Below are 16,444 nucleotides of genomic sequence, written 5' to 3'. Positions count from 1 at the left end.
TTCTCCCTACCCGTCCCTGTCCACTCGCTACAGCAGTGCCACGGCCGTGTCGACGGCACCGGCCACATCCCCGTCGACCGGATAGAGCAGTGACCTCCCCACCACCAGCCCCTGAACGGTGGGAAGTCGCAGCGCGAAACGCCATTTCTCGTACGCGCCCTCCTGGTCGCCGCCCACCTCGCCGCCCAGCAGCACGGCAGGCAGCGTCGACGTCTCCATCACGCGCGCCATGTGATCGGGGTTCTCGGTGACGGGGACCTTGAGCCAGGTGTACGCGGAGGTGCCCGCGAGCCCCGAGGCGATGGCGATCGACGTGGTCACCGCGGCCGCGCCGAGGTCGTTGCGGACCTTGCCGTCGACCCGGCGGCAGAGGAACGGCTCGACGAAGACCGGCAGCCGGTGCGCGGCCATAGCATCGATGGCGCGGGCGGTGGCGTGCATGGTGTCGAGGGAGCCGGGGTCGTCGTAGTCGATGCGGAGCAGCAGCTTGCCCGCGTCGAAGCCGAGCCGGGCGAGGTCGTCGGGGCGGTGGCCGGTGAAGCGGTCGTCGAGTTCGAAGGAGGCGCCCGCGAGTCCGCCGCGGTTCATCGAACCGATGACGACCTTGTCCTCCAACGCGCCGAGGAGCAGCAGGTCGTCGAGGATGTCGGCGGTACCGAGGACACCGTCGACGCCGGGGCGGGAGAGGGCGAGGCAGAGCCGCTCCAGGAGCTCGAACCGGTTGGCCATGGCCAGTTCGTTCCCGCCGACGGCGAAGGAGCCACGGGCCGGATGGTCAGCCGCGATGATCATCAGACGCCCGCTGTCACCGACGAGGGGCCTTCTGCGGCGGCGGGCGGCGGCCTCGGCGACGGCTTCGGGGTGGCGCACGCGCAGCCGTACGAGGTCGGCCACGGAGGAGGCCGCGGGTGTCATGAGACCGCCCCGGGCCCGGTTCCGGGTTCGGGTTCGGGTTCGCCGGTGGTGACGGCACCGCGGACGAGTGCCTCTTCCACCTCGTGGGGGAACGGCATGGCGGGCGAACAGGCGAGCCGGGAGGCGACGATGGCGCCGGCCGCATTGGCGTACCGCATGATGCGCTCGGTCTCCCAGCCGGCGAGCAGCCCGTGGCAGAGCGCGCCGCCGAAGGCATCTCCGGCGCCGAGACCGTTGACGACGTCCACGGGCAGGGGCGGGACGTCGACGACGGTGCCGTCCCGGTGGACGGCGAGGACACCCTTGGGGCCCTGCTTGACGACAGCGAGCTCGACCCCGGCGGCAAGCAGGGCGCGGGCGGCGGCATACGGCTCGCGTTCCCCGGTGGCGATCCGGCACTCGTCGAGATTGCCGACGGCGACGGTGGCGTGGGCGAGGGCCTCGCGGTAGCGCGCGGTGGCCGTGGGGTCGACGAGGTGGTCCGCGCCGGAGTGATCGGGCTCGTCGGTCCAGAACATCGGGCGCCAGTCCAGGTCGAAGACCGTGCAGCAACCTGGCGCAAGGCCTTGCTCGCTGCCGGACTCCGCCCGCACCTCGCTCCTTGCGCGCAACGCCGCCAGCGTCGCCGTGCGGCTGGGTTCCGCGCACAGTCCGGTGCCGGTCATCCAGAAGACCCGGGCCGCCCGGATCGCGTCCAGGTCGAGTTCCGCTTCGTGGATCTCCAGGTCGGGCGCCTTGGGCAGGCGGTAGAAGTAGAGCGGGAAGTCGTCCGGCGGAAAGATCTCGCAGAAGGTCACTGGCGTCGGATACGCGTCAACAGACGTCACCCATCGGTCGTCCACCCCGAACTCCCGCAACTGCTGGTGGAGATAGTCCCCGAACGCGTCCCGGCCGGTGCGTGTCACCACCGCCGTCCGCCGGCCGAGCCGGGCGGCCGCAACAGCCACATTGGCCGGTGAGCCGCCGAGGAACTTCCCGAACGTGTCGACCTGAGCCAGCGGCCGTCCGGTCTGCAGGGGGTAGAGGTCCACCCCGATCCGCCCCATGGTGATCACGTCGTACATCTCGGGCATACGCATCCCTTCGACCGGCGACCGGAGCGGCTGCCCCCAGGTCTAGCCCTCGCTCCGGAACCCTGTCAACATTTTGTCCGGACATAAGGACGTTCTCTTGACACTCGTCTTCCGGCGCCGAATTCTTGGCCGCATGACCTCCTCCGCTTCCGCTCCGGCCCGCATCCGTATCGGCTCGGCACCCGACTCCTGGGGGGTCTGGTTCCCCGACGATCCCCGCCAAGTGCCGTGGCAGCGCTTCCTCGACGAGGTGTCCGAGGCGGGTTACGAGTGGATCGAGCTGGGTCCGTACGGCTATCTCCCGACCGACCCGGCCCGCCTCGCCGAGGAGACCGGCCGCCGCGGACTCACCGTCTCCGCGGGCACCGTTTTCACCGGATTGCACCACGGCCCGGACATCTGGGAGCGGACCTGGGCGCATGTCGCCGACATCGCGGCACTCACCCGGGCGATGGGCGCCGGGCATCTGGTGGTCATCCCGTCGTTCTGGCGGGACGACAAGACCGGCGAGATCCTTGAGGACCGCACCCTCACCGCGCAGCAGTGGCGCCACCTCACCACGCAGACGGAGCGGCTGGGCCGCGAGGTACGGGACCGTTTCGGACTGCGGATCGTCGTCCATCCGCATGCCGACACCCATATCGACAGCGAGGAGAACGTCAACCGGTTCCTCGACGCCACCGACCCCGACCTGGTCTCGCTCTGTCTCGACACCGGCCACTATGCCTACTGCGGCGGGGACAGCGTCAAGCTGATCGAGACCTATGGCGAGCGGATCGGCTATCTGCACCTCAAGCAGGTCGACCCGGACGTCCTGGCCGAAGTCGTGGCGGACGAGGTGCCGTTCGGGCCGGCCGTGGCACGGGGCGTCATGTGCGAACCGCCGAACGGCGTACCTGCCCTGGGTCCCGTGCTGGACGCGGCCCGACGGCTGGACGTCGATCTGTTCGCGATCGTCGAGCAGGACATGTATCCGTGCCCGCCCGACATGCCCCTGCCGATCGCCCGGCGCACCCGCGCCTTCCTCCGCTCCTGCGGCACACCGGCGCAGACACCCGCGCCCGAGCAGGACACACCGAACCGGGCGCGAATGTGACGCCTTGGCGGCGTGCGGTGTTGTGCTCGCAAAGAAGCGGGTGCGGTCCCTTCCGCACCCCGTGACCGCACGAGGAGCAACTCGCCGTGATCCGAAAGACGCCTCTCTCCGCGAGGACGGCGGGGGCCTCGGCCCTGGTCGCATTCGCCCTGGCCGCCGCCCTCACCACCGCCCCCGGCGCCTGGGCCGCCGGGCGCGCCCCGGAGCAGCCGCTCCCCTCGCCCAGCGCGGCCTGCGTGTTCTACGACGGTCATCAGCTGACCTTCTTCGGCGAGCAAGGCGAACGGGTCTCCGAGGTGCAGTGCCTTCTGGCCAACCGCCGCTATCTGCCGTGGAGTGCCGTCGACGGCACCTTCGGGACGACGACCCTCGCCGCTGTTCAGCGCTTCCAAGCGGACCACCCGCCACTCGTCCCGGACGGTCTGGTCGGTCCGCAGACCTGGTTCGCGCTCTGGCACGCCTAGGGCGTGTTTCGAAAGTCCCGCCTGCCTGGCGACGCCAGGCCCGCCCTACGGGCGGACGACGCTCCTTTCGAAACCCGCCCTAGGGCCGAATGCACGCCTTCTGTCACAGATATCACCCCCTCGTCATACATGTCCGCGTTACGCGGGTCTTCCGTCACAGGCGCTCGACAGCCCCTCCCCGCTCGTCACTCCGTGTCGTTCACCGGACACAGGCTGAGTGATCGTCAGCGTCCGTGCCGCGGCTCTCCCGACAGCCCCCCAGCTGCCGCTGCGGCGCAGAGAGGTGTCACTTATGACGGACAGAAGGCTCTGGTCCTACAAGGACATTGCCGCGCACATCCGGGTGCAGCCGGAGACCGTTCGCTCGTACCGCAAGCACGGCCTCCTTCCCGCACCCGACCATGTGGAGAACGGTAAGCCCTACTGGTACGCGGACACCGTCCGCGCCTGGGTCGCTGCCCGCCCGAGCAACCGGGGCCGCAAGGGCTGACGCCCTCTCCCCCTCCCTCCGTCCGTTCCAGGCCCCGTACGGCGACCGCGACCCGGCGCCGCACGGGGCCTACGTCTGTTCTACGCCCCGGCGCTGATCCTGTCCCGATCGGGAGCGGCTGCGGACATGTCCTCGGCGGGGGCAGGTGCGGACCCTCCTTCGCTCAGCCCGAACCGCCGGTGGAAGGCCCGCAGCGGTGCGGGTGCCCACCAGGTCACCCGGCCCATCAGCTTCATCACCGACGGCACCAGCAGGCTCCGCACCACCATGGCGTCCATCAGCACGGCCAGCGCGATGCCAAGGCCGAGCATCTTCGTGTTGGTCACCCGCGACGTACCGATGGCGACCATCACCACCGCGAGGATCACGGCAGCTGCAGTGATCAGTCCGCCGGTGTGCCTCAGCCCAAAGGTCACCGAATGCTCGTGGTCACCGGTGCGGTCGTACTCCTCCTTGATCCGGGAGAGCAGGAACACCCCGTAGTCCATGGAGAGTCCGAAGGCGACGCAGAACATCAGTACGGGCAAGGTCGTCTCTATGTCGCCAGTGCTGGTGAAGGAGAGCAGTCCGGACAGATGCCCTTCCTGGAAGACCCAGACGACCGCTCCGAACATCGCTGTCAGGCTCAGAGCGTTGAGCACCACTGCCTGGAGCGGGATGAGCACGCTGCCGGTGAGCAGGAAGACCAGCAGCAGCGTCACAAGGATGATGATGCCCACCGCCCACGGCAGCCGGTCCGCGATGGCGCCCTTGGAGTCGACGAGGACCGCCGCCGCGCCCGTCACCGAGGTGTCGAACGGGGCGGGCTGGGCCCGGAGCTCGCGTACGAGCTGCTGGGACTCCTCCCCCACGGCCTCCCCCTTGGGCAGCACGCCGAAGTATGCGGACCGCCCCTCCGTCACCGGCCCGTCGACTCGGAGCACGCCGGGCAGTGCAGCGATCCTGTTCCGGTAGTCGGCGTACTGGGCGGGCGTCGCGCTGCCCTCCGCGAGGACTTCGAGGCCGCCGCCGGGGCTGCCGGGGAAGCCGTCCCGTATGTGCTGCTGGACGACATGCGACTCGGCACCTGCGGGCAGCTGGCGGTCGTCCGCCGTACCGAACTTCACCCCGAGGAACGGCAGTCCGAGCAGGACCAGGCCCACGGTGGTGAGGACGGCGAAGACCGGCGCCCGGCGCATCACCAGGGTCGCGAACCTCCCCCATCCCTCGCCCGCCGCATCCGGCTCGCGGTGCGCCTCGCTCCGCCGGCGGCGCAGCAGTCGGCGCAGGTCCAGGGAGTCGACCCGAGGGCCGAGAAGCATCAGCGCGGCCGGCAGCAGGATCAGCGCGGCAGCGGCGGCCAGCAGAACCACGGCGATCCCCGCATAGGCGAACGAGCGCAGGAAGTACTGCGGGAAGACCAGCATCGCGGCCAGCGAGACCGCCACGGTCAGCGCGGAGAACAGCACCGTGCGCCCCGCGGTGCGCAGCGTCGCGCCCACCGCCGCCCGGGTGTCCGCTCCTGCCGCGAGCTCCTCGCGGAACCGGCGCACGATGAACAGGGCGTAGTCGATGGCAAGCCCGAGACCGAGGGCCGTGGTGAGGTTCTGGGCGAAGACCGAGACGTCGGTGAATTCGGTGATACCCCGCAGCACGGCGTTGGTCCCCAGGATCGCGACGATGCCGACGCCGAGCGGCAGCAGGGCCGCGATCGCGCTGCCGAAGACCATGACCAGCAGCACCAGAGTGACCGGAAGGGCGATCATCTCGGCCCGCAGCAGGTCCTCCTGAATGATCGTCTGCATCTCGTGCCGCACGGCGACGGGGCCGCCGACCGAGACCTTCACCGGGCCGTGCGCCCCTCGGTAGGTGGGTGCTATCCGGTCCAGGACTTCGCCCACCGCCTTGTCGTGGCCCTCGATCCTGGCCGCGATCAGCGCCTCCCGCCCGTCCTTGGCGCGGAGCGCGGGCGACTTGCTCTGCCAGTACGAACCGACGCCCGTGATGTCCTTCTCCGCAGCCAGCTTCTCGGTGAGCCGTGCAGCTTCGGCGGCCACCGCGGGGTCGTCCACGGAAGTGCTGCCGCTGTCGATCAGCAGCAGAAGGTTGGGCTGGGACGCGGGAAACTCGCGCTCCAGCGCCTTGGTCGTATAGGTGGACTCGGCGTCGGGGGCCTCCCAGCCACCGCTGCCCATCCGGTCGGCGACGCCGCTGCCCGCGAACACCGCGAGCGCCGTGATCACCAGGGCGGCCAGCAGCGCGAGCCGCGGTCGCGCGGTGACGAACCGGGTCCAGCCCCCCAGGCGCTCCGGGCGGTTGACTTGAGGCATGGTGCGGTGTCCCCTTCCCCCAGACCCGGGCAGCACAGGGCAGCATGGGTCACTCGTTGCCACATACACTGGCAAACACGAGTCATCGCTCGCGTTCCACAAGAATGCGAGCGCCCGCTCGCGTTTGTCAAACGCGTGAGGAAAGCTGGGGATTACCGTGTCGGAGGCCAGATCCGGAGCCACCGAAAGAAAGAGCGCCACGAGGGACGCAGGCGCCACCGAGAGGAAGAGCGCCACCGGGGACGCGCGCGCCGACGGGCGCGCGGGCACCACCGCCGGCCGGCCGCGCCGCCGTCAGGCCCGCGGCGAAGCCCGCATCGCCCAGCTCCTCAAGGCGGCCGCCAGCGTCTTCTGCACGACCGGCTACACCGCAGCGAGCACCAATGCCATCGCCCGCGAGGCCGGCGTCTCGCCCGGCACGCTCTACCAGTTCTTCCCGAACAAGGAGGCCATCGCCGTCGAGCTGGGCGACCAACTCCTCACACGCTGGCGCGAGACATACGGAGCGGCCTTCCTGCCGGACAATCTGACACTCCCCCTCGACCGGATGCTGGACGCCACCCTCGACCCGCTGATCACGTTCAACTGCGAGAATCCGGCCTTCACCGTCCTGATGCACGGCTCCGAGATCCCCGGCGTGATCACCCACGAGCACGACACCCTGCACGCGGCGATGCTCTCCCGGGTCGAGGCCATCCTCGGCGGCTACCTCCCGGACACGCCGCCCGCCGAGATCACCCGCATCGCCACCATGATCTTCATCCTCTTCAAGGCGGGACTCGACGTGATCATGGCTCACGAAGGCGAGGAGCGGGAGGCATACATCAGGGAGTTGAAGACCGTACTCCTGCGCTACCTGGAGCCACTGGTCGGCGACCGGACCCTCCGGCCCCCCTCGCCCGCCCCGGCAGCTGCCCCACCGAACGGCCGATAGCGCGCGAAGCGACATCACCCCCCCCCTCGCATTCATACCCCCTAGGGGTATAGAGTTCTGCGTGTTGGGGCGCACCGGTCTTCCCGGGGCTCCCTGGCGCCACGTTGAAGCTGTACGCGTCGAACAGGAGAACACCATGACCACCGAGACCCAGCTCCCCCAGGCCACCGGCTCCTGCTGCTCGCCCAGCGGCTCCTGCCACGACGGTGCGGACACCGAAGCAACGCCGGGTGCAGTCACCACCGTCTACCGGGTGACGGGCATGACCTGCGGGCACTGCGAAGGCGCCGTCTCCGAGGAGATCTCCGGCATCGAGGGCGTCACCTCGGTGAAGGCCGTGGCCTCCACCGGAGAGGTGACCGTCGTCTCCGAGGCGCCGCTGTCCGAGGACGCCGTCCGCGCCGCGGTCGACGAGGCGGGTTACGAGCTCGCCGGCCAGGCCTGAACGCCGTCCGGGCTCACCCGGACACCCCACGGACCCACACCACCCGCACCACCCGCATCACCCCTCGCGCCACCGGGCCGGACCGACCAGCAGATACTGGTGAGGCACGGCCCGGTCGGCATTTCAGGAGTTCGGACATGCACAGCGCAACAGAGGCCGAAGCCCCGGCAGTCGCGAGTTCGGAAGCGGAACTCACGATCGGCGGGATGACCTGCGCCTCGTGCGCGGCCCGCATCGAGAAGAAACTCAACCGGATGGACGGCGTCACCGCGTCCGTGAACTACGCGACAGAGAAGGCGCGCGTCGCGTTCGGTGCCGGGACCCGGCTGGCCGACCTGATCGCCACGGTCGAGAAGACCGGATACACCGCACAGCCCGTACAACGGCCCGCGCCGACGCCGCCCCCGCTGCCCGCTGAAATGCCCTCGCCGCCCGCGGCCACCGGCCCCGCCGAGGTCGAGCGGACCGAAGAGACCCGACAGATCCGGGACACCGAAGAGGCGGCGGACGCCGACACCGCGCCGGAGGAAACCGAAGCCGAGCGAAGCGCGGCCGACACCCTCGCCGCCCTGCGGCAGCGACTGGTCGTCTCGGCCGTCCTCGCCGCCCCCGTCGTGCTCCTGGCCATGGTCCCGTCCCTCCAGTTCGACAACTGGCAGTGGCTCTCCCTCACGCTCGCCGCCCCCGTGGCCGTCTGGGGCGGACTGCCCTTCCACCGCGCCACCTGGACCAACCTCCGGCACGGCGCGGCCACCATGGACACCCTCGTCTCCGTCGGCACGCTCGCCGCGTTCGGCTGGTCGCTCTGGGCGCTGTTCTTCGGGGACGCGGGCATGACCGGGATGCGGCACGGCTTCGACTTCTCGGTCTCACGCGCAGTGGGGTCTCCCCTGCTCGAGCGGAGCCGAGAGCTCGGGGAAAGCTCCTCCACCATCTATCTGGAAGTGGCCGCCGGGGTCATCACCTTCATCCTGCTGGGCCGCTATCTGGAGGCGAAGTCCAAGCGCAAGGCCGGTTCCGCGCTGCGTGCGCTGATGCACCTGGGCGCGAAGGACGTCTTCGTCCTCAGGGGCGGCACCGAAGTGCGCGTCCCCGTCGCCCGGCTCACCGTCGGCGACCACTTCGTGGTCCGTCCCGGCGAGAAGATCGCCACCGACGGCACCGTCACCGAGGGCACCTCCGCCGTGGACGCGTCGATGCTCACCGGCGAGTCCGTTCCGGTCGATGTGAACGTCGGGGACTCCGTCACCGGCGCCACCGTCAATGTCTCGGGCCGCCTCGTCGTGCGCGCCACCCGGGTCGGCGCCGGCACCCAGCTGTCCCGGATGGCCAGGCTCGTCGAGGACGCCCAGAACGGAAAGGCCGAGGTGCAGCGTCTCGCCGACCGGATCTCCGCGGTGTTCGTCCCGGTCGTCCTGCTGCTCGCGCTGGTCACCCTGGTCGTCTGGCTGCTCTTCACGGACGACGTGACCGCCTCGTTCACGGCCGCCGTCGCCGTACTGATCATCGCCTGCCCCTGCGCGCTCGGCCTCGCCACTCCCACCGCGCTCATGGTGGGGACCGGGCGCGGCGCGCAGCTCGGCATCCTGATCAAGGGCCCGGAGGTCCTGGAGACCACCCGGCGTATCGACACGATCGTCCTGGACAAGACCGGCACGGTCACCACCGGCCGGATGACTCTCCAGGACGTCCACGTGACGCCCGGCACCGACGCGACGCAGCTGCTGCGGCTGGCCGGCGCCCTGGAGCACGCCTCCGAGCACCCGATCGCCCGGGCCGTCGCCACCGGCGCCGCCGAACGCACCGGGGGCGCGCTCCCCGCCGTCCAGTCCTTCGCCAACGTCCCGGGGCTCGGGGTACGCGGCACCGTCGACGGGCACCAGGTGCTCATCGGACGCCCCCAGCTGCTCACCGACGCCGGGATCGCCGTCCCCGAGGCGCTGTCCGGCTCCCTCGCGGACGCGGCGGCCCAGGGGCGTACGTCCATCGCGGTCGCCTGGGACGGCGAGGCGCGTGGCGTTCTCGGGGTCGCCGACACGATCAAGGACTCCAGTGCGGCAGCCGTCGCCGAACTGCGCGCCCTCGGCCTCAGGCCGGTGCTGCTGACCGGCGACAACCGGGCCGTGGCGGACGCCGTCGCCCGTGCCGTCGGCATCGACGAGGTCTACGCCGAGGTGCTCCCCGAGGAGAAGGTGCACGTCATCGAGCGGCTCCGGGCGGAGGGCCGTTCGGTCGCGATGGTCGGGGACGGTGTCAACGACGCGGCGGCCCTCGCCACCGCCGACCTCGGGCTGGCCATGGGCACCGGCACGGACGCCGCGATCGAGGCGAGCGATCTCACCCTCGTTCGTGGAGATCTCGAGGTGGCCGCCGATGCCATCCGGCTCTCACGACGCACCCTGACCACGATCAAGGGCAACCTTTTCTGGGCATTTGGCTACAACGTTGCCGCCCTACCCCTTGCGGCGTTTGGCCTGCTCAACCCTATGATTGCCGGAGCGGCGATGGCCTTCTCATCGGTCTTCGTCGTGACGAACAGCCTGCGGTTGCGCGCCTTCACGTGATTTCCACAAAGAGATCTAGATCACATCGGTTTGAGGGTAACCATCCGGTGGGTTCGCGAGTCTAAGAGTGCGATGCCAAGGATGTCTTGGGGGACGTCCGACGAAGCGTCTTGGGGGATGCTTCAGGCAAGCGTTGGCCGGGGCACGTGCACCGGGGAGCTTTGAGCGGCCCTCCCGAAGGTACGTACCCCGGCAGACCGCGAGACGTGCAACCGCAGTGACGTGGTGCAGCAGTACCGAGGAGTACCCAGGAGCTTCGGCTCCCGCAGACGCCCGGCCGGATCCCGTGGGGGGAATCCGCTCCGGGATATGGGATGCGCCTCGCTGTCGGCCCGTGGGGGGATCGATGGCGGGGCGCTTCTCGCTCCATGCGGGGGCGGGCCGGATACGCGAATCGCCCCGGACACCGCGCTCTGTGCGAAAGCGCGGTACGCGGGGCGAAGGCAGCCCGGCCGCAGCGGCCGGGGTGGTGCAGGGGTGCTGCGGGATTCAGCGGCTCTCGACCGGGACGAAGTCGCGCAGGACCTCGCCGGTGTAGATCTGGCGCGGGCGGCCGATGCGGGATCCCGGCTCCTTGATCATCTCGTGCCACTGGGCGATCCAGCCGGGGAGCCGGCCGAGCGCGAAGAGCACGGTGAACATCTCGGTCGGGAAGCCCATGGCCCGGTAGATCAGACCCGTGTAGAAGTCCACGTTGGGGTAGAGGTTGCGCGCGACGAAGTACTCGTCGGAGAGCGCGTGCTCCTCCAGCTTCAGCGCGATGTCGAGCAGCTCGTCGGACTTGCCGAGCGCCGACAGCACGTCGTGGGCCGCAGCCTTGATGATCTTGGCGCGCGGGTCGAAGGACTTGTAGACGCGGTGGCCGAAGCCCATCAGCCGGACGCCGTCCTCCTTGTTCTTCACCTTGCGGATGAAGGAGTCGACGTCGCCGCCATTGGCCTGGATGCCCTCGAGCATCTCCAGCACCGACTGGTTGGCGCCACCGTGCAGCGGGCCCCACAGCGCCGAGATACCGGCGGAGATCGAGGCGAACATGTTCGCCTGCGAGGAGCCGACCAGACGCACGGTGGAGGTCGAACAGTTCTGCTCGTGGTCCGCGTGCAGGATGAGCAGCTTGTCGAGCGCGGAGACGACGACCGGGTCCAGCTCGTACTCCTGGGCGGGGACCGAGAAGGTCATCCGCAGGAAGTTCTCGACGTACCCGAGGTCGTTGCGCGGGTAGACGAAGGGGTGACCGATCGACTTCTTGTACGCGTACGCGGCGATCGTCGGCAGCTTGGCCAGCAGGCGGATCGTCGAGAGGTGGCGCTGCTCCTCGTCGAACGGGTTGTGGCTGTCCTGGTAGAACGTGGACAGCGCGCTGACGACCGAGGACAGCATGGCCATCGGGTGGGCGTCGCGCGGGAAGCCGTCGAAGAACCGCTTGACGTCCTCGTGCAGCAGCGTGTGCTGGGTGATCTCGTTCTTGAAGGTCGACAGCTGGTCGACCTTGGGAAGCTCACCGTTGATGAGCGTGTACGCGACTTCCAGGAACGTCGAGCGCTCGGCGAGCTGCTCGATGGGATAGCCGCGGTACCGCAGGATGCCCTGCTCGCCGTCAAGGTAGGTGATGGCGGATTTATATGCGGCGGTGTTGCCGTATCCGCTGTCCAGCGTCACCAGGCCGGTATTGGCCCGGAGCTTCCCGATGTCGAAGCCCTTGTCGCCGACGGTGCTGTCGATCACCGGGTAGGTGTACTCGCCATCGCCGTACCGCAGTACTACAGAGTTGTCGCTCACGTCATCCCTCACCGACGTAGTGGCTCTACTTCGAGATTCCCTGACTGTCTCCACCCTCCTCCATTTGGCTCAGGAGAGTGCACTCGGGGTCGTCCATTGGACCTACTGACGGCACTGAGTGCCGCCAGATTACTCATCCTGCCCCCTTGACTCCGGTTCCGGAAGGGCTCCGTGATGTTTGCCACCGATTTGATCGATCATTTTTCCGCTGATCCTCCGCTCGCCCCTCCACGCAGCCGGTAATCCAGCGCCGTACAGCGTCTGCCGGCGGAAACCGTGCGGACCGCCTGGCCGATCGCCTGCCGGGAGCCGACCAGAACGACGAGCTTCTTGGCCCTCGTCACGGCCGTGTACAGCAGGTTCCGCTGGAGCATCATCCAGGCGCTCTTGGTGACGGGGATGACGACGGCCGGGTACTCGCTGCCCTGGGAGCGGTGGATCGTCATGGCGTACGCGTGGGCCAGCTCGTCCAGCTCGTCGAAGTCGTACGGGATCTCCTCGTCCTCGTCGGTGAGGACCGTCAGCCGCTGTTCATCGAGGTCGAGCGAGGTGACGACGCCGACCGTGCCGTTGAAGACGCCGTTCTCCCCCTTGTCGTAGTTGTTTCGGATCTGGGTGACCTTGTCGCCGACCCGGAAGACCCGGCCCCCCATCCGTTTCTCGGGCAGGTCGGGGCGGGCCGGGGTGATGGCCTGCTGCAGGAGTCCGTTGAGCGTGCCCGCGCCGGCCGGACCGCGGTGCATGGGGGCGAGGACCTGGACGTCACGCCTCGGGTCGAGGCCGAATTTGGCCGGAATGCGACGGGCGGCGACGTCCACCGCGAGGACGCCCGCCTCCTCCGTCTCGTCCTCGACGAAGAGGAAGAAGTCACTCAGGCCCTGGGTGAGCGGCGGCGTCCCGGAGTTGATCCGGTGGGCGTTGGTGACGACACCGGACTGCTGGGCCTGCCGGAAGATCGTCGTCAGCCGGACCGCGGGAACGGGTCCGCCCTCGGCGAGCAGATCGCGCAGCACCTCCCCCGCGCCGACCGACGGCAGCTGGTCGACATCCCCGACAAGCAGCAGATGGGCACCGGGTGCCACGGCTTTGAACAGCTTGTTGGCGAGCAGCAGATCGAGCATCGACGCCTCGTCGACGACGACGAGATCGGCGTCCAGCGGACGGTCCCGGTCGTAGGCCGCGTCCCCGCCCGGCTTCAGCTCCAGCAGCCGGTGCACGGTGGACGCCTCGGCGCCGGTCAGCTCGGACAGCCGTTTGGCGGCCCGCCCGGTGGGTGCGGCCAGAACGACCTTTGCGCGCTTGGCGCGGGCCAGCTCGACGATGGAGCGGACCGTGAACGACTTGCCGCAGCCGGGTCCGCCGGTCAGCACGGCGACCTTCCGGCTGAGCGCGAGCCGTACAGCCGCCTCCTGCTCGGGGGCGAGCGTCGCCCCGGTACGACCGGCGAGCCACGTCAACGCCTTGTCCCAGTCCACGTCCTGGAAGGCCGGCAGCCGGTCCTCGGGGGTCCGCAGCAGCCTCTGCACCTGCGCGGCGAGAGCGACCTCGGCGCGGTGGAACGGTACGAGATAAATGGCGGTGATCGGCTCGCCGCCCTCGGGCGACGGCACCTTCTCCCGTACGACGCCCTCCGGATCCTCGGCAAGTTCGGCGAGGCACTCGATGACCAGCCCCGTATCGACCTGGAGCAGCTTGACCGCGTCGGCGATCAGCCGCTCCTCCGGGAGGAAGCAGTGCCCCTGGTCGGTGGATTGCGACAGCGCGTACTGCAGCCCCGCCTTGACCCGCTCCGGACTGTCGTGCGGGATACCGACCGCCTGCGCGATCTTGTCGGCGGTCAGAAATCCGATGCCCCAGACGTCTGCGGCCAGCCGGTAGGGCTGGTTCTTGACGACGGAGATCGACGCGTCCTCGTACTTCTTGTAGATACGGACGGCGATGGAGGTGGAGACGCCCACACCCTGGAGGAAGACCATCACCTCCTTGATCGCCTTCTGCTCCTCCCAGGCGGCGGCGATCATCTTCGTCCGCTTCGGCCCGAGCCCCGGAACCTCGACCAGCCGCTTCGGCTGCTGCTCGATGATGTCGAGCGTGTCGACGCCGAAATGCGTCGTGATCCGGTCGGCCATCACCGGGCCGATGCCCTTGATCAGCCCGGAGCCGAGATAGCGGCGGATGCCCTGGATGGTGGCGGGCAGCACGGTCGTGTAGTTCTCCACCGTGAACTGCTTGCCGTACTGGGAGTGCGAGCTCCAGCGCCCCTCCATCCGCAGCGACTCGCCGACCTGCGCACCCAGCAGCGAACCGACGACGGTCAGCAGATCACCCGCGCCCCGACCCGTGTCGACGCGGGCGACCGTGTACCCGTTCTCCTCGTTCGCGTACGTGATGCGCTCAAGCACACCTTCAAGGACGGCCATGTTGGACATGGTTCGACGGTATCGGGCGCCACCGACACCCCACACACGCAGTCACGGCCCCAGCTCCTCCAGCCGCGCGCCCCGGCTCTCCGCGATCCGCATGACATCCCGCAACGACTCGCTCAGCCGCCCGGAGAGGAAGCGGAGCTCGACGGCACCGGCGCGGTTGTCCGCCAGCAGTTCGGCGGCATGCCCGAGCAGATCGCCCGCCATGCCGAGCTGAATGCTCTCGACGGTGTCCGCGACCCGGGACACGCGCCCGGTCGCGTCGCTCAGTACGTAACAGGGCTTGCCCTGCTCACCCGCCCACGGCAGAAGCCGGAAGTATCCCGGCTCGCTCTCCCCCGCGCTCATGCCGCCGCCCCCGTCCCGCGCATGAGCCGGGGATCGACGTTCACCCCGTACACGGCGATCCGCACCCCACTCCGCCGCACACGCCGCCGCCGCTCCTCGGCCACCCGGCGCTCGTGTGCTTCGACGTACGGACGGACCAGCGGGCTGTCCTCCCCGCGCGGCGGACGCTCTCCGGTACGGCGGGCGGTGGGACCCGCCACGTATACGCAGGAGTACGGATGGACGTGTACGGAAACCGGGCGTACCAGCCGCACCAGCGACTCGGTGAACCGGCGGACGAGATCCTTCATGTCGGCGTGCTCTCCCTCTGAATTACCCACGAACGAATGCGTTCTGTAGCGAACTCATCACAGACTGGGGTCGCACCTGGTTACGCTGCCAGGGGTTCGGGCTTGACAGCACGCCGGTCAGGTAAGGGAGTTGGTCGCATGGCGATGAACCGCAAGCCGCGCACGCCTAGGGAGAAGTACGGGGATGAGTTGCGGCTACGGAGAGCGGCGGCCGGTCTGACCCAGGAGGCACTGGGCGATCAGGTCGTCTGCTCGCCGACACTCATCAGCCACTTCGAGGCGGGGAGACGGCTGCCCAACCCGGATGACGCGCAGCGCATCGACCGCGCGCTGGAGACGGACGGGTTCTTTGCCCGCTGGCTGGAGGACCTGGAGACGAAGTACGCCGATCACTTCGCGGTGATGGCGGAGTTGGAGCGGCAGGCAACCCTGATCCAGCAGTTCGCGCTCTCCCTGGTCCCCGGCCTGCTCCAGACGGAGGGCTACGCGCGTGCGCTCTTTCGCGCGTACCGGCCGAACCATCGGCAGGAGGACCTTGACAGAGATGTCGTCATCCGGACCGAGCGTGCCCACATCCTCGACGGCCCGTTGAACCCTGTTCTGTGGACCATGCTGGACGAGGCCGTGCTCAGGCGTCAGGTCGGCGGACCGCAGGTCATGGCGGAGCAGCTGCGCAAGATCGCGGACATGGCCGACGCGGGACGGCTGCGGCTCCATGTACTGCCGTTCGGAGTGGGCGCCCACGCACTCCTGGAGAGCCTGGTATCACTTCTGGGCTTTGAGGACTCGGCGCCGGTCTCATACGTCGAGGGCTTGCTGACAGGGCACTTGATGGATGATCCAGCTCTGGTGAGAGCCAGTCAGACGGCCTACGATCTCGCCTTGAGCGATGCGATGTCGCACCAGGAATCAGTGGCCCTTGTGCGGGCGGCAGCGGAGGAGCACGAACATGGCCAGCAGTGAGCACATCGTCTCCGACTCGACCACGCTCACCGGGTGGTTCAAGTCCAGCTACAGCGGCGGCGGTCAGGGCGAATGCCTTGAGGTCGCGCGCGGCTACACCCACGTGCCCGTTCGCGACAGCAAGGCCGTCAACGGCCCCGCGCTCGTCTTCTCCACGGGTGATTGGTCGGCTTTCGTCGCCGCGGTCAAGCAAGGCGAGCTCTCCGCCTGAGGCGTTCACGGCAGCACAGCGGCCCCGTTACGGTCACGGACCTGACGGGGTTGCCGTCAGGTCCTCCAAGTAAGGACCCCTGGCCGGAGAGCTGGATTCCCTAATTTCGACGCTACCAGCGCTCGGACGCGGCACTG

Annotated in this window: 15 protein-coding genes; 8 read left to right on the top strand and 7 right to left on the bottom strand. The window is 69.1% G+C overall.

What is annotated here, in order from left to right; genetic code table 11:
- Nucleotides 1–27: 27 nt before the first annotated feature.
- Together ACIBB8_RS16000 and iolC are read right to left on the bottom strand one after the other, a co-directional pair.
- A complete protein-coding gene (locus ACIBB8_RS16000; RefSeq protein WP_398952439.1) occupies nt 28–915 on the bottom strand; it encodes a deoxyribose-phosphate aldolase in 888 nt (295 codons plus the stop codon).
- Nucleotides 912–1,988 carry a 5-dehydro-2-deoxygluconokinase gene (gene iolC, locus ACIBB8_RS15995; protein ID WP_398952437.1) on the bottom strand — a complete coding sequence of 359 codons (1,077 nt, stop codon included), beginning with the start codon at nt 1,986–1,988 and terminating at the stop codon, nt 912–914. Before iolC ends, ACIBB8_RS16000 begins: the two co-directional genes overlap by 4 nt.
- A gap of 133 nt (nt 1,989–2,121) precedes the next feature.
- Between iolC and ACIBB8_RS15990 the strand changes: the two genes are divergently transcribed.
- From ACIBB8_RS15990 to ACIBB8_RS15980, 3 genes are all read left to right on the top strand, one after another.
- Nucleotides 2,122–3,084, top strand: a complete 963-nt coding sequence (locus ACIBB8_RS15990) for a sugar phosphate isomerase/epimerase family protein (RefSeq protein ID WP_398952435.1) — start codon at nt 2,122–2,124, stop codon at nt 3,082–3,084.
- Nucleotides 3,085–3,170: 86 nt separating this feature from the next.
- A complete protein-coding gene (locus ACIBB8_RS15985) occupies nt 3,171–3,548 on the top strand; it encodes a peptidoglycan-binding protein (protein WP_398952433.1) in 378 nt (125 codons plus the stop codon).
- Between the two features lie 292 nt (nt 3,549–3,840).
- Nucleotides 3,841–4,038, top strand: coding sequence for a helix-turn-helix transcriptional regulator (locus ACIBB8_RS15980; RefSeq protein ID WP_398952431.1), 198 nt, complete (start codon nt 3,841–3,843; stop codon nt 4,036–4,038).
- 80 nt (nt 4,039–4,118) lie between these two features.
- On the opposite strand, the gene ACIBB8_RS15975 is transcribed toward ACIBB8_RS15980, so the two are convergent.
- Nucleotides 4,119–6,347 carry an MMPL family transporter gene (locus tag ACIBB8_RS15975; protein WP_398952429.1) on the bottom strand — a complete coding sequence of 743 codons (2,229 nt, stop codon included), beginning with the start codon at nt 6,345–6,347 and terminating at the stop codon, nt 4,119–4,121.
- Nucleotides 6,348–6,504: 157 nt separating this feature from the next.
- Between ACIBB8_RS15975 and ACIBB8_RS15970 the strand changes: the two genes are divergently transcribed.
- From ACIBB8_RS15970 to ACIBB8_RS15960, 3 genes are all read left to right on the top strand, one after another.
- On the top strand, nt 6,505–7,281 hold the full coding sequence (locus ACIBB8_RS15970) for a TetR family transcriptional regulator (RefSeq protein ID WP_398952428.1): 777 nt from the start codon (nt 6,505–6,507) through the stop codon (nt 7,279–7,281).
- Nucleotides 7,282–7,417: 136 nt separating this feature from the next.
- On the top strand, nt 7,418–7,726 hold the full coding sequence (locus ACIBB8_RS15965; RefSeq protein ID WP_398952426.1) for a heavy-metal-associated domain-containing protein: 309 nt from the start codon (nt 7,418–7,420) through the stop codon (nt 7,724–7,726).
- A 137-nt stretch (nt 7,727–7,863) separates the two neighbouring features.
- A complete protein-coding gene (locus tag ACIBB8_RS15960) occupies nt 7,864–10,290 on the top strand; it encodes a heavy metal translocating P-type ATPase (protein ID WP_398952424.1) in 2,427 nt (808 codons plus the stop codon).
- Between the two features lie 489 nt (nt 10,291–10,779).
- Here the strand turns inward: ACIBB8_RS15960 and ACIBB8_RS15955 are convergent, their stop codons facing one another.
- From ACIBB8_RS15955 to ACIBB8_RS15940, 4 genes are all read right to left on the bottom strand, one after another.
- Nucleotides 10,780–12,069: a citrate synthase gene (locus ACIBB8_RS15955; RefSeq protein WP_398952422.1), complete on the bottom strand. Its 1,290-nt coding sequence runs from the start codon at nt 12,067–12,069 to the stop codon at nt 10,780–10,782.
- 197 nt (nt 12,070–12,266) lie between these two features.
- Nucleotides 12,267–14,498 carry an ATP-dependent RecD-like DNA helicase gene (locus ACIBB8_RS15950; protein ID WP_398952420.1) on the bottom strand — a complete coding sequence of 744 codons (2,232 nt, stop codon included), beginning with the start codon at nt 14,496–14,498 and terminating at the stop codon, nt 12,267–12,269.
- A 42-nt stretch (nt 14,499–14,540) separates the two neighbouring features.
- On the bottom strand, nt 14,541–14,843 hold the full coding sequence (locus tag ACIBB8_RS15945; protein ID WP_398952418.1) for a hypothetical protein: 303 nt from the start codon (nt 14,841–14,843) through the stop codon (nt 14,541–14,543).
- Nucleotides 14,840–15,133, bottom strand: a complete 294-nt coding sequence (locus ACIBB8_RS15940) for a hypothetical protein (protein ID WP_398952416.1) — start codon at nt 15,131–15,133, stop codon at nt 14,840–14,842. Before ACIBB8_RS15940 ends, ACIBB8_RS15945 begins: the two co-directional genes overlap by 4 nt.
- Before the next feature lie 138 nt (nt 15,134–15,271).
- On the opposite strand from ACIBB8_RS15940, the gene ACIBB8_RS15935 reads away from it, so the two are divergent.
- Both ACIBB8_RS15935 and ACIBB8_RS15930 read left to right on the top strand, forming a co-directional pair.
- A complete protein-coding gene (locus ACIBB8_RS15935) occupies nt 15,272–16,096 on the top strand; it encodes a Scr1 family TA system antitoxin-like transcriptional regulator (protein WP_398952414.1) in 825 nt (274 codons plus the stop codon).
- Complete coding sequence (locus tag ACIBB8_RS15930; protein ID WP_398952412.1) at nt 16,083–16,307, top strand: DUF397 domain-containing protein; 225 nt, start codon at nt 16,083–16,085, stop codon at nt 16,305–16,307. The genes ACIBB8_RS15935 and ACIBB8_RS15930 overlap by 14 nt, the downstream gene beginning before the upstream one ends.
- The last annotated feature ends 137 nt before the right edge of the window (nt 16,308–16,444 follow it).

This window comes from Streptomyces sp. NPDC051286 (genome assembly GCF_044455345.1).
GTDB lineage: Bacteria > Actinomycetota > Actinomycetes > Streptomycetales > Streptomycetaceae > Streptomyces.
Note: the sequence above shows the minus strand (reverse complement) of the source record. Positions and strands in the feature narration are given on the sequence as shown.

Coding starts and splice junctions, on each gene's coding strand:
- ACIBB8_RS16000 (WP_398952439.1), bottom strand. CDS start 915: ATGACACCCGCGGCCTCCTCCGTGGCCGACCTCGTACGGCTGCGCGTG.
- iolC (WP_398952437.1), bottom strand. CDS start 1,988: ATGCCCGAGATGTACGACGTGATCACCATGGGGCGGATCGGGGTGGAC.
- ACIBB8_RS15990 (WP_398952435.1), top strand. CDS start 2,122: ATGACCTCCTCCGCTTCCGCTCCGGCCCGCATCCGTATCGGCTCGGCA.
- ACIBB8_RS15980 (WP_398952431.1), top strand. CDS start 3,841: ATGACGGACAGAAGGCTCTGGTCCTACAAGGACATTGCCGCGCACATC.
- ACIBB8_RS15975 (WP_398952429.1), bottom strand. CDS start 6,347: ATGCCTCAAGTCAACCGCCCGGAGCGCCTGGGGGGCTGGACCCGGTTC.
- ACIBB8_RS15965 (WP_398952426.1), top strand. CDS start 7,418: ATGACCACCGAGACCCAGCTCCCCCAGGCCACCGGCTCCTGCTGCTCG.
- ACIBB8_RS15960 (WP_398952424.1), top strand. CDS start 7,864: ATGCACAGCGCAACAGAGGCCGAAGCCCCGGCAGTCGCGAGTTCGGAA.
- ACIBB8_RS15950 (WP_398952420.1), bottom strand. CDS start 14,498: ATGTCCAACATGGCCGTCCTTGAAGGTGTGCTTGAGCGCATCACGTAC.
- ACIBB8_RS15945 (WP_398952418.1), bottom strand. CDS start 14,843: ATGAGCGCGGGGGAGAGCGAGCCGGGATACTTCCGGCTTCTGCCGTGG.
- ACIBB8_RS15940 (WP_398952416.1), bottom strand. CDS start 15,133: ATGAAGGATCTCGTCCGCCGGTTCACCGAGTCGCTGGTGCGGCTGGTA.
- ACIBB8_RS15935 (WP_398952414.1), top strand. CDS start 15,272: ATGGCGATGAACCGCAAGCCGCGCACGCCTAGGGAGAAGTACGGGGAT.
- ACIBB8_RS15930 (WP_398952412.1), top strand. CDS start 16,083: ATGGCCAGCAGTGAGCACATCGTCTCCGACTCGACCACGCTCACCGGG.